A 13,450-nucleotide genomic window follows, 5' to 3' on the forward strand; every position below is an offset into this window, starting at 1 on the left:
TTTAGCTGGCAACTTGCTACCGAGAAAACGACGCGCGGCGTTTAGCCGCGCGTTGCGACTAGGCTGCAAACGATTGCCGGACAACGTGATCAGTGTGCGGGTGGTGCTTTGAAACCGTATTTTTCAAGCAACCGGTAAAGAGACCTACGGTGGATGCCCAAGAGCCGAGCGGCTTCTGCTTTGTTCCCGTTGACGCGTGCTAGCGTTTCCTCGACATAGCGTCGGTTAAGCGATTCAAGATCCATATTCTCTAGTTCAATACGTGTTCGCGTTGGACTTTGGCCGACGTAACCCGAGACGGTCGAACGAAGAATTTCCGGCGGTAGGTTCTCAAGCTCAATCATGTGATCGCTACCTGCTAGTAGCTTACCTCGTTCGAGCGCATTAACGAGTTGTCGAATGTTACCTGGCCAATCATAGCGTTGCAACGCTTCCATCACGCCATTGGCGAAACGCCAGGGAGCGGGAGCAAAGTGATGAGCAAGAAGTGGTATGTCGCTTTGTCGATTTCGCAACGGTGGAATCCAGATTTTCAGTACATTAATTCTGTAGTAAAGGTCTTCGCGAAAGCGTCCTTCCTGAACTTCTTTTTCAAGATCTCGATTGGTTGCGGCTATCAACCGAACGTTCACACGCCGTTCTTTCACGCTTCCCACGCGGCGCAGCATTCCATCTTCGATCACACGCAGCAACTTGGCTTGCAGAGACGGCGCGAGCTCACCAAACTCATCAATGAAGAGTGCTCCTCGGTCTGCAACTTCAAATAGCCCCGGTTTACTCTGCGTCGCACCCGTAAAGGCACCTTTTTCATGCCCAAACAATTCGCTTTCCAACAGCGGCTCTGGCAAAGCCGCACAGTTGATGACTACGAGTGGACGGTCCGCAAGTGCGCTGCCAGCGTGAATCGCCCGAGCGACTAATTCTTTTCCGGTTCCACTTTCACCTTCGATCAAAACTGGTTTGTCGCTCGTGGCGACGCGATCGATTAAGCGTCGTACTTCGTAGATTTCGGGAGACGAGCCCAACATTTCAGCCTTAGGACGCGCACGCGTCAACGCTTCGCGCAACCGTGCGTTCTCCCGCGTAAGCATCGTCGTATGGGCTGCCTTGCAGATCAACGCTTCAAGATCAGCTAGCCGAATCGGTTTGGTAACGTAATCCGCAGCTCCGGCCTTCATCGATGCTACTGCCGTCGGCACAGTCGCTCCGCCGGTTAACATCAGGACGCGCAAATCGTCGCCCAGTTCACGAATCCGCGTCAGCAGTTCAACGCCATCCATCGACGGCATATGCACGTCAATCACAGCAACGTCGAACTGGCGTTTTGCGATCGCTTCAAGCGCAAGCCGTCCAGAGTCAACGGCGGTAACGTTATGTCCTCGTCGACGAAAGTAATCGGCGGCCGAGTCTCGGAAATCGTCCTCGTCATCGACCAACAACAGATCGACGCTCCGATTCTTCTCGGACGTGTTAACAAGTTCGTCGGTAGGAATGGTTTGCGTCACCATATGAATTTCGATAAAGCGAAGGCGAGAAACAGGAAGAGCGGAGAGACAATACGTGCCGCACTCTTCGATAAGCAACGCACGGGCCGTGAAGCTTTCTCGCTTCAAAATAAAGTACGCAAACCGCTATGCACTAATAGGTTACGGATTTTGATACGAAAAACTCTGAAGTGGGCTGACGTGTGACACGTGCCGGAACGCACGCCATTTTCGCACAGTCTTGCACGACGAACACAAGGCAGGTTTTCGTAGCGATGTGTCCGCAGCTACTCCAAAATTGCCAGGTCGTTGCGTATTTCTCCAAGCTCCGTCACTGGCGGGTGCGCGAGGAAGCTTTCTCGCGCTTCGAAGAGGAGAGACGCGAAGGCTTATGTCGGGAATCCTTACACGGTTACCATTTAGCTCTTTAGCACTAGCTCTCGGGTGGCTACTAAGAGATCGCGAGCATGTTGGATTTCCGCCTTTTGTCGCTCCGCGTCTTGAGGTATTTCGCGTTCGATTGTCAGCGGACCGTTATAGCCGATCTCTTTCAGCGTTCGCAGATACGTTTCGATACCGACGTCGCCATCTCCCAGTTTCGTCTCTTGGCCCCAGGTAACACCAGGTTGATCGCTCCATTTGCCGTCCTTGCAATGGACCGAACGCACGTACTTGCCAACCTTTTGTAAGGCTTCGATTGGATTTCCGGTGCCGTAGAGAATCATATTTGCCGGATCAAAGTTGATAAACAAATTCGTACGTTCAACATCTTCGATAAACTTCAACAATGCGTCCGCTGACTCCTGACCTGTCTCCAAATGCACTGACTGTACGTTGGATCGAGCGTGGTCGCACAATTGACGTGTGACCGTAATCAAGTCGCGATAGCTTTGGCTGGACTTCTCGTGCGGTACAAATCCGATATGAAGTCCAATTGCTTCGCAGCCTAACAAGCAAGTGAAGTCGGAAATTTCTAACATTTCCTTCAAGCGCGATGCGCGCGTGGCTTCCGGAACTAAACCGACCGTTTGTTCTACCGTTGGGATGTCGGCGTAGCTTTCACCATCAAAGCCACCGAAGACGCACGTTAAGTGAATCTTGTGCTCTTCCAGTTTGTCCATAAACTCCATCGCGGCATCAGGCGTTCGATTCACGCGGGCCGGAGCATGGAGCTGAATTGTTGGTATCCCAAGTTCGATGACTACGGGGAATTGAACTCCCAGTCCTGCATCGAGGCTTGTGAAAACACCTATTGGCCAAACATCGTCTGACATTACTTACTCTCGTTCTGGTTTTGTTGAGCGATTGTGGGCCGCTGTGAAAAAATCAATTAACTTCTTAAGACTGTTTGGTAATCCAACCGTGGTGGACCAACGCATCGATAACTTGAAGAGCCGCTACGTCGATCGAAGAATCGCTGTTGCGCAATATCAGCTCGGGCGCATCTGGTGGCTCATACGGGTCGCTTATCCCCGTGAAGTTCTTGATCTCACCAGCCCGAGCTTTTTTGTAAAGTCCCTTTGGATCTCGCGTTTCGCAAACATCGAGGGGAACGTCGACGAACACTTCAAAGAAGCGGCCGGCTCCAAGCTGCGATTCGACATGCTTCCGTACGCGTTTCCGATCCGCCAAATAAGGTGAAACAAACGCCGTCAATACAATCAGTCCAGCCGACGCCATCAGTTCGCAAACAGCACCAACACGTCTTATATTCTCTTGGCGGTCTTCTTGCGGAAAACCTAGACCGAAACGATCTGCGAAAGCTTGGCTGTACTCCTGCGACAAAATTGCTGGCGTTGCACAAAGTCCATGCCGTATATTGTCGCCATCCAAGACGGATGTGTGGATCTGCATCTGATGCAGCATCTGATCGACTCGATTTGCGATCGTGCTTTTTCCCGATCCGCTCAATCCCGTGAACCAAATTACCCCGCCGCGATGACCGAACAGCTTTTCACGGTCGGCTTGCGAAACCGATGCGCTATGCCAGACAACAATGGGTTGCTCGGACGACGCTTTCGGTTCTGATGTTTCGGACACAGACGGATTCTCGGGGGTGCGGTTGCTCAATCGTTTGCCTTCAATGCGTTCGAGATGCGTTTCATCACAGCACTTTCGCCCGGCGATACGGCCGCCCAGCCCAACATGCCACCAGCCGCTTGAGCGACCTCTTTGACTTCCTGCTCGATCGATTGCCGAAGCGATTCGGAATCACTGGCACCTAGTTTCGCAACCAGCGATCTGGCGTACGCTTCCCAAGCTTCAAAAACGGACGCGTCTGGCTTATTGGCAAGCCAGCGGTTCAACAGTTCACCTGCAGGCGATGTCGGCGGAAGCCCTTGTTTGGAAGCGGCCAAAAGAATCTTCTCCCGTTCGTTCTCTTGGATCACATGGTCTGCCCAAGCCACGGCAACCAGTGGGAAGATTCGCAGTGCTGTAATCGAGCGACCTGTAACTCCCGCGTCGACCAGCGACTTCAAGACCGAAGGATCCTGCAGACCGGAAAGACTGGCAAGCTCGTCAGAGGATTTGTCTTTTTCGAGCGAATTTCGCATTTGCTCAAGCAATTTTGCGTCAACATCAGCAAAAAACGCGTTCTCGAGTGCGTCGGCACGGTCGCCAAAACTATCTTTATTCATGGGATTCAGGTGCGAAGAGGAATTTGGGAGGGATAACTTGTCAGGCCGTCTGCCGTAATTCTAATGGCTCGGCCAAGAAACTGTAGCGGTGATCACGATTCTTCTCAATTCCCAGTACTGCAGCAGTGGTGGTTGTCGGCGCGCGGGACCAAGCTTGTTTGATAGAGCCGCCCACATTCGCACGCTGCTCTATTCTAAGCCATACAAGCCTGCGGGCGGTACAAGTTTGCCGCCGACCGCACCAAGTCCGCGAATTGATAGAAATCGCGGCTCAAAATTGAAGTTGAGTTGAGCGTTGTCGCGACCACTATCCACACTAATGCCGACTTGGGCCAAGAACGATTCGCCGATGCGAGTGATACTGAGCGACTGACCGACGTTACCGACTTCGCCGAAGTCAAACGTCGTACCACCGGTAACAATGAACTTCTCATTCAAGCGGTAATTTACGTTGCTGTGCAAAATCGTCGAATCGATAGGACCGGTTAATCGCGTTAACCCCACATACCAGTCGCCATGACCAGGCCGAGTGATCATCGCACCTGCACTTACAATTTTGAGTCCATCGTCGAACAAGTCAGCATAACCATCGCTTAGCAAAGTGACGCGATCACCCAGATGCAAACGGCTATCGTAGTTGAGCGCTCCAGCTGTTTCGCCAAAATTGTCACGTTCGGCCTTTGGAAACAAAATCCCCGCCACGTCAAACTCGAACAGATCGGTTATCCGCTCGCGTCCAGGCAAACCACGTTTTGTCTGCCAACGTTGATCGAGGCCGACACGGAACTGCATTTGATCTTCGACCACATCTTGGCTAGCCGCAGTCACATACCGCTGTAAACCTTGGCGAACCGCATAACTGCGCGAATCGAATTCCGGCGGCAAAGCGCCAGCGAAGGTATTAAAGACCAACCTGCGACGAAAATGCTCCTGAGCGTTGTCGTCCAGCGGATCATAAAGCGGGATCTGATCTAAATTCTGTGAGGTGTCTGCGTAGAAGAATTCCGTATTCCAATTCATCTTATGAGCGATCCCGTTCACATTAAAAATGCGACTCTGGACGTTATCATAGGTCCGCCACATCGGCAACGTAGCACGCACGCCCGTCTGACCTGTAAGTCGCGTAAGCGAGTTCCCCGTCAAATCTTCGCCGTACGTGATCACTTCACCACTTACGAATGGCACGAATTTGAAAGGTCCAGCATTTAGCGGCAGTGCGAGTTCCTGCCGAGTTCCAGCACGGATTCCTTCGCTTTCAACTTCCCATGGCTGCAACTGAAATTTAGCAAAATCTTGGGGATCGGTCGGTGTCGATGCTGTCCTGAGCTTAGCATAACCAACGTGCGAATTCGAGTAATACGTAAAGCGGTCAAACAGCGGTTGACCAAGCATGAAGTAATCTAGTCGCGGTAACCACTCGGTCTCGGTAAAGAAATCATTCAAGCGCACTTGGCCCCAGATATCCAACATCTGGTTATCCATATAGCGACGCAACCTAAGAGTCGTTGTTTGATCCTTCTCCTGATCCCACTCGCGTTCAAAAAATTGTTCTAAGAAGTTCCGATCGGATATATACCCGACTTCTGCGCGAAACTCCAAGTCGCGGCTGAGCAGCTGGCGATGCCGCAACAACGCCCGTCCGCGCGTGGTCTCTTCAGGCGTTAACCATACGCGGTCGTTACCCAGCAAGTCCTGCCCGTCATCCTGCAGGCCCCAGACATCCAGCATTCCAGTTGTTGGGCCATCGAAAATGAAGCTCGGCACGTTGTATTGGAATGTGGTTCCGAGTGCAAATCCGCGTTTAGAAAGATAGTCGGTGGAAAGTCGCCAGTCTGTTCCGTCTGGACCATTGATGCCAAGCAATTGGTAGAAATCGGTATCGACGTAGACTTGCTGGCCAAAGATCTGATCATTCTTAATCTTGATACTACGCAAGAAAAAGCTTGGCGAGTCGACGTTGGAGTTAAAAACCGGCCAGTATGCAACTGGGATTCGATCGAGGTACACAAAGTTATTCCTGGCAGACGCTTCCATGTTCGTCGTGCCTGTCCGCTGTGTATTCTGATATTGATTTGGATCGTTTGCCGCTCGCTCATCTTGCAGTTCGATCCGATCCGACTGCAGCCAGTAGCGGGGTACTCCGAGCCGGGAGCTGGTTATGGCGGCGTCATAGGCGATGAAGTTCTGGCGCGAACGCTGCTGAACGACGTCCGCTTTCAATCGCAAAATGCCTTCATACTGAGGAACAGGCGTCAGGATCTCTGCACCCAAGATCGTGCCGATTTCTGCCTGCGCGTTGTAGTACATGCGATCAGCGTAGACTTTCCGCTGGCCTTGTTGAAAAATCACGTTGCCATCCAAGTAAACTTCGATCGGCATTCCTTCAACGCTACCTGAAATCAGCCGCTGGTAATCGCCGGTCCAGATCACGGCTCGGTCAGCTTCCAAGAGGACCGTTCCCAAGTCCATCGGCGCTCCGTTACTTTGGTACGCTGCATTACCGAACCGCAATCGTACGCCACGCGACATGACGACGATTGTCTCGCCTCGCAAGGGATCGTTTACGAATTCAACATTCGCCGCACCTTGCCCGCGACCGGAAAACTGGAAGTTGTCGGCACCGATCTTCGAAGGGGCCGCTCCGCCGACTTGCAACGTACCTGTTGTTGGATTGGGAAGTATCGTCGGGTTCGCGCCGATCGCAGGCCCCATTGTCTGAGGAATCGAGCCGGGATTCGGAAGCACTCCAGCATTTGGATCCGGCAAGCTTGGCAGTTGAAACGCCTTTTGTTCTCGGGGGACGGGTGTTGCCGGAACTGTTTCGATGATATTCCCTTGCGCGTCGATAACAATTCCACCAACAGGCGATCCCCCGGCCGTAAAGCTGCCCTCGGCACCAATTGGTGGTTGTTCACCGATAGCGAATTGAGCCTGTTGAACGCTCGGATTATACGAATCGCTCGGTATCTGATAGATGGTCTGTATCGGCGGCTCTGCGTCCCATGGGAATACCGGAGTTGGGACCGCATCTTGCTTGCGAGCATCAGCGCGGATATCGATAGCGAAATAGCTGTACAGCCTACCAACCCAGTGCGCGTCTTGCAGTCGGTCTTTGGCGCTCCATTGGATATCGACCAAGCCTTTCATTTCGACGAGAACTTTGACTGGCCTCTCCGTGCCAAACTCGGCGTTACGATCGATCCACAAATTGATCTGCGTCGCCGTCGCTCGCAGGTCACCTTGCTGCAGTCGGCAGTGGCCAAACAACTGGTGAACATTGTAAGCGCCACTTTGCGTCGTAATCGCTTCGTCAGCCTGGACGCGAACCAGGTGCCGGGCGTCGATCGAGGGGACGGCAAGTTCGGCTGCGAAACAGGATGCTGATGTGATAACGTTTGAGAAAAAGACCGCCAAAAAAACAAAACGCCCAGGTATGCACATCCAGACACAGACGGCGGCAAATGCGCGCGCAATTGCACCCGGCAGTGGGCAGATTTTCGTTTCTGAAGTTTGGCGATGCACCGAAGTTTTGGCGTTGGTTGTTTGCGTCCAGGTCGTTGACTTTAGGAAATTGCGTCACATTTGCTAGAATGCTGGCGCAATTTGCCGATAGCAGCCCGCGCGGAGTATAGAAAGATGACGAAGCGGCCTCAATACGAGCACAACTCAACTTGCATCAACCTTGCGTAGTGGACTTGTTAAGCTAGAGGCGATGCGGCAAACTTGGCAATCTAGAGTAGAGACCCAGAGGCAAAACGAAGGTAAAGCTGGCTAATAGTAATGTCTGAAGAAGCGCATCAAATTCTGCAAGATCGCTTCGGACTGAGCCAATTCCGGCCCGGTCAACTGGAAGTCATCACGCGTATCATCGCACGCCAAAGCACTTTGGCGATCTTTCCCACGGGTGGTGGAAAGTCGCTTTGCTACCAACTCCCGGCCCTCTTGCTTGAGAACCTGACGATTGTCGTGTCGCCGCTACTGGCCCTGATTCGCGAACAAGTTGAAACGCTGAATGGCAAAGGCATTTCGGCCGTTCGGATCGACAGCACTTTGGATGCAAGCGGTTATCAGGAGACAATCGCCAAGCTGCGTAGCGGCGAAGCAAAGATGCTGTACATCGCACCGGAACGCTTTTTCAATGAACGCTTTCGTGAGTCGATGCGAACGGTGCCAATCGATCTGCTGGCTATTGATGAAGCTCATTGCATCAGTCAGTGGGGCCACAATTTTCGTCCTGACTATCTGCGACTTACCGACGCCGTCACGCAATTCAATATACCGGTCGTGCTCGCGCTTACCGCCACAGCGACAAAGCAGGTTGCCACAGATATAAGGAATGGTTTCGGAATCGCAGAAGAGAATCAGATTCGGACTCCGTTTCATCGGCAAAATCTTGAGCTTCGATTCGAATCGATTCAACCGAGTCGACGCGCAGCGCGGTTGATTGAGATTCTAAAGGCCAACCCCGGTTCAACTATTGTTTACACCACACTTCAGAAGACGGCCGAGTCAGTCGCTGCGATGCTGGTGGAAGCTGGGCTGAGCGCATGCAGCTATCATGCGGGCATGGATGACACGGAACGCAAAAAGGTGCAAGATGACTTTATGAGTTCCGATGACATGATCGTTGTGGCAACGATTGCGTTTGGGATGGGAATCGACAAGTCCAACATTCGCACGGTGATTCACTATAACATTTCCAATGGACTTGAGAACTATGCTCAGGAGATCGGCCGCGCTGGTCGCGATGGCAAGTCCGCTTTGTGTCATACGTTCGTCTGCGCTAGCGATCGAACCGTTGTAGAAAATTTTGCCCACGGCGATACGCCTTCCGCCGAATCGATCGATCAATTTGTAAGCTTCATTGCCGGGCAGTCCGAAGAATTCTTCATCAGTCACTATTCTACCGCTTATGAGTTTGACATCCGCGATCTAGTTGTCCGAACGATGCTGACGTATCTGGAACTGGACGGCTATCTTGAATCGATCGGACCACGCTACGATGCGTACCAATTCAAGCCGATCAAAACGCCGACATGGATCTTGACGAAGTTTGAGGGCGAGCGGCGGAAGTTCGTCAATGATGTGCTCAGTATGTCGGTACGCAAGAAAATCTGGACCGAGATCAATATGCCCGTCGCGGCGCGGCGATTGAATGAGTCACGGGCTCGCATTGCCGCCATGCTAGAGTACTTTGCGGAACACGGTTGGATCGAGCTCAAGCCGAGCGGTTTAATGCATGGGTATCGAAAGTTGAAGCCGATCGATAAACCAAAGATTGTGGCAAGACAAATCCGTGTTCGACTGGAAGCGTTAGAGAAGGCGGCGGTTGAACGCGTCGAACAACTGATCGAGCTTGCTGCGTCCACCGAATGCCAAGCGTTAAGTCTAGCAAAGCATTTCGCCGACAAGTCGCAACGGCGTTGCAAAAAATGCAGCGCTTGCAGCAAAGATCCATTCGATATGTCGCTTGCAACTTGCGATACGAGCAACTTAGGTTCGTCGGTCCGATCGCTTTTGGCTCCCTTACAAACGAAATATCCAGAGCTGTTCGAAGACCAGCGGCGCGTCGCAAAGTTTCTGTGCGGGATCAGCACGCCACATCTAATACGAAAACGGCTTACGAGAAACGAGGCGTTTGGCTGTTGCCAGAACATTCCTTTTCCGTTGGTCTTAGCCCAGCTAGAGTCCAGTTAGGATGCTCTTCACAACTAAATTCTTATTCTTCAACAACGAAAAATACTGAAAGCTAGATGCATGCGATTTGACGGAGCGATTTTCGACTTGGATGGCACCTTGATCGATTCCTTGGCCGATATTGGCAACGCCGCGAATGAAGTGCTCGCTTCGATGGGGTATGAAACATATACCATCGATCGCTACTCGACTTTAGTCGGCGATGGCGTGCGCGTACTCTTTGAACGAGCCCTGCAAGGTCAAGGAAAGGGTGACGAAGCGGAATTGGATGAGTGCATGGAGCGCTTCTTTAAATTCTACGACGTTGCTAGTACGGTCGAAACGCGGCCTTACGCAGGTATCGTAGAGCTGATCAATGAGTTGAAGCAAACGAACTTGAAATTGGCCATCCTTTCGAACAAGCCAGACCTCTTTACTAAGCGTCTCGTCGATCATTATTTTGGGACGACGACATTCTCGCCGGTTTTTGGGCAGCGAGCTTCGGTTCCAAAGAAACCTGACCCCGCCGCGGTTTTCGAGATCACGTCCAGTTGGGGGCTCGATAACGATCGTGTCGCTTATATCGGTGATACGAATACAGACATGCACACCGCGTCAAATGCCGGGTGTTTCGCAATAGGTGTGACATGGGGCTTCCGATCTAAGGAAGAGTTGTTGCGCTGTGGTGCGAACGCGATTGTGGACGACGCTGACCAGCTGCGGGAGCAGATCTTGTTGGCTTAGCGGCAAGTCGGCTGTGACTGCTGAATGCAACAACTGGAGGTTACTCCTAAGGACCGGCACTTCGACGTACGCAGGTCCCAGACTTCACGTCACCAGTATTCTGCATTTGACTCGGTTGAGGCTGATCTATGAAAACTTTGAATTCTTCCCGACCAACGGACGCATCGAAGCAAGAAGAATTCGAGAACATCAAGCGACGCATCCATTCGCGTTTGGTCGACAAACTTGATTTGAATCGCATCGGGGAGTTGAAAGGCGAGACGCTTCGCAAAGAAATCCGCATGGTGGTTGAACACCTGTGCGAAACAGAAGCGACGTTGCTGAACCGCAACGAACGTGAGCGGATTGTCGAAGAAGTACTCGATGAAACGTTCGGCTTGGGACCGCTTGAATTCCTCCTGAAGGACTCTTCGATCAGCGATATTTTGATCAACGGCCCCAAGAAGATCTTCGTGGAACGTCGCGGGCGTTTGGAAAAGACGGAAGTAGAATTCCGCGATAACGCTCACCTGATGCAGATTATCGACCGTATTGTGTCTAAAGTCGGACGGCGCGTCGACGAAACCTGCCCGATGGTTGACGCTCGATTGGAAGATGGCTCGCGCGTTAACGCGATTATTCCACCGCTCGCTCTAGACGGAGCTGCCGTTTCCATTCGCCGATTCGGCTCGAATCCACTCAAGCTCGAAGATCTGCTGAACTATGGAGCGTTCACACCTGAAATGGTTATGTTGTTAGAAGGAGCGATCAAAGCTCGCTTGAACATGATCATTTGCGGCGGTACCGGTTCCGGAAAGACGACGCTGCTAAATACGCTCAGCAGCTTTATTCCGAACGATCAGCGTATTGTCACGATTGAAGATGCCGCCGAATTGCAGTTGCAACAGGATCACGTTGTGCGACTGGAAACGCGCCCGGCGAACATAGAAGGAAGCGGTCAAATTACCGCAACCGACCTCGTAAAGAACGCGCTGCGTATGCGTCCTGAGCGTATCATCATCGGTGAGTGTCGTGGCGGTGAAACGCTGGATATGTTGCAAGCAATGAATACGGGCCACGACGGATCTTTGACGACGATCCACGCTAACAGCCCGCGTGACGGAGTGGCTCGTCTAGAAACGCTCGTAATGATGGCCGGATTCGAGTTGCCGATCAAAGCGATCCGTCAACAGCTCGCCGGCGCTGTCGACTTGATTATCCAAGCGAACCGCTTGCAGGGTGGGCCGCGTAAGGTGACGCACATCACCGAAATCGTCGGTATGGAACAGGATACGGTCGTGATGCAGGACATTTACCGCTTCGTACAGGACGGAGTTGACGAAACGGGTAAAGCGGTTGGGTACTTTGAAAGCACCGGAGTTCGTCCAAGCTTTATGACAAGACTCGAACAAGTCGGTGTCCGCTTGCCAGCTAGTGCGTTCCGGCAACGTATTATGATGCGTGCCTAACGTTTTCTGACTCTACGACTATGCCGTGTCAGGTCGACACTTGCATATTGAAGACGCGCGGTTCTGTTGGATGAGCGGTATGGTAAGAAGAACCATAGCAACAAACCGCTCATCGACTTACGCACCACGCAACCCTACCGAGCTCGCCTCGGTCGAAACGGGATCATAACCAGTCTAACGCATCACTGCACTTGCGTCACGACTGGGCTTGACCCAGTCGAACGATGATCCAATCACAGCGGTTGGATCATCAATCCACCAAGTCACGCTTGGTGGTGACTTCAAAGTAAGCGATCTTGATGCAGTATGAATAACCGCGGCAGCTTTCTACAGCCCGCGGTTAAGTACACGAAGTCGGTTGAGCGGCTTTAAACGAGTAATCGTTACAATCGCTATTTCCGGAAAACTTTCGCTAGGACAGGCCCTCTAGCTTATCTGTGGGCTAGGCTTTCTCCGATAGTTTTCTCCCAGAAAAAGTTGCTCAAATGACTCCAGTAATATTATTTAGCTTAGCAATCGGTGCCGCCGCTGCAGCGATTTTAGCGACCGGGTTCATGGTATTTGCGCGACAACCGGAAGCCGCTGTAGAAGATCGACTGTCTGCCCTTACAAACAACAGAAAAGGCAACAGTGACAAAGCGATCAAAGATGCATCCATGCTGATGTCATCGCCGTTGGGCGAAACGCAGGAGATGATCGAAGACTTTGTAAACCGCCACTTGAATCTGCAGCGTTCGCTCGATCAAGCCGCACTGAAAATCAAGCTTTCGCAATTTTTGATGATCGTCGGCGGTACATCCATTGGACTTTCCGCACTGGCGATCGTCGCGGGTCTATCTATCTTTATTGTCCCCTTCTTGTTCATTTTGCCCATCATTTGCGCAAAGTCATTCTTGTCGTTCCGACGAAAACGCCGGATCAACAAATTTGTTAAACAGCTTCCCGAAGCACTCGACCTGTTGGGAAGATCGCTCCGCAGCGGTCACTCGTTAGGTGCCGGTTTTGGATTGATCGCTACCGAAATGCCAGACCCGATCAGCAGCGAATTCGGACGTTGCTTTGAAGAACAGAACCTCGGCATTCAGCTTGATGAAGCTTTAAAGAACATGACCGTTCGCATTCCTAACATGGACTTGCGATTCATGGTTACCTCGATCGTTCTTCAGCGTCAAACCGGTGGTGACTTGGTGGAAATTCTCGAAAAGATTTCCAAGCTGATTCGCGAACGGTTCAAACTCGCTGGACAAATCAATGCGTTGACTGGTGAAGGCCGACTGTCCGGGATCGTGTTGTTCATGCTTCCGCCGGGACTTTTTGTATCGACATACTTCTTGAATCGAGAGTACGTCATGAGTCTTTTCAGCGAAGATATCGGCAAGAAAATGGTCGCCGGTGCGATCGTGATGCAGCTGATTGGTGCGTACGTCATTCGTAAGATTGTTGATATCAAGGTTTAGGC

At 51.9% G+C, this 13,450-nt stretch carries 9 protein-coding genes; 4 read left to right on the top strand and 5 right to left on the bottom strand.

Annotation, left to right across the window (positions count from 1 at the left end; all coding sequences use genetic code 11):
- Positions 1 to 89: 89 nt before the first annotated feature.
- The 5 genes from SH451x_RS07785 to SH451x_RS07805 form a co-directional block, all read right to left on the bottom strand.
- Positions 90 to 1,508 carry a sigma-54-dependent transcriptional regulator gene (locus tag SH451x_RS07785; RefSeq protein ID WP_479361882.1) on the bottom strand — a complete coding sequence of 473 codons (1,419 nt, stop codon included), beginning with the start codon at positions 1,506 to 1,508 and terminating at the stop codon, positions 90 to 92.
- A gap of 395 nt (positions 1,509 to 1,903) precedes the next feature.
- Entirely contained in the window at positions 1,904 to 2,758 is an 855-nt protein-coding gene (locus SH451x_RS07790) for a sugar phosphate isomerase/epimerase family protein (RefSeq protein ID WP_479361883.1), read from the bottom strand.
- A gap of 64 nt (positions 2,759 to 2,822) precedes the next feature.
- Positions 2,823 to 3,524 (bottom strand): adenylyl-sulfate kinase, encoded by a 702-nt coding sequence (cysC, locus tag SH451x_RS07795; RefSeq protein ID WP_479361884.1) that lies wholly within the window; start codon positions 3,522 to 3,524, stop codon positions 2,823 to 2,825.
- A gap of 26 nt (positions 3,525 to 3,550) precedes the next feature.
- Positions 3,551 to 4,123: a hypothetical protein gene (locus SH451x_RS07800; RefSeq protein ID WP_479361885.1), complete on the bottom strand. Its 573-nt coding sequence runs from the start codon at positions 4,121 to 4,123 to the stop codon at positions 3,551 to 3,553.
- 189 nt (positions 4,124 to 4,312) lie between these two features.
- Positions 4,313 to 7,645 (bottom strand): LPS-assembly protein LptD, encoded by a 3,333-nt coding sequence (locus SH451x_RS07805; RefSeq protein ID WP_479361886.1) that lies wholly within the window; start codon positions 7,643 to 7,645, stop codon positions 4,313 to 4,315.
- A 258-nt stretch (positions 7,646 to 7,903) separates the two neighbouring features.
- Between SH451x_RS07805 and SH451x_RS07810 the strand changes: the two genes are divergently transcribed.
- The 4 genes from SH451x_RS07810 (at position 7,904) to SH451x_RS07825 (ending at position 13,448) form a co-directional block, all read left to right on the top strand.
- Positions 7,904 to 9,820, top strand: coding sequence for a RecQ family ATP-dependent DNA helicase (locus SH451x_RS07810; RefSeq protein WP_479361887.1), 1,917 nt, complete (start codon positions 7,904 to 7,906; stop codon positions 9,818 to 9,820).
- Between the two features lie 60 nt (positions 9,821 to 9,880).
- Positions 9,881 to 10,543, top strand: a complete 663-nt coding sequence (locus tag SH451x_RS07815; RefSeq protein WP_479361888.1) for an HAD family hydrolase — start codon at positions 9,881 to 9,883, stop codon at positions 10,541 to 10,543.
- Between the two features lie 128 nt (positions 10,544 to 10,671).
- Positions 10,672 to 11,991, top strand: a complete 1,320-nt coding sequence (locus SH451x_RS07820) for a TadA family conjugal transfer-associated ATPase (RefSeq protein ID WP_479361889.1) — start codon at positions 10,672 to 10,674, stop codon at positions 11,989 to 11,991.
- Positions 11,992 to 12,476: 485 nt separating this feature from the next.
- Positions 12,477 to 13,448 carry a type II secretion system F family protein gene (locus SH451x_RS07825; RefSeq protein ID WP_479361890.1) on the top strand — a complete coding sequence of 324 codons (972 nt, stop codon included), beginning with the start codon at positions 12,477 to 12,479 and terminating at the stop codon, positions 13,446 to 13,448.
- Positions 13,449 to 13,450 lie beyond the last annotated feature (2 nt).

The sequence above is a fragment of the Njordella aestuarii genome, from assembly GCF_056494165.1.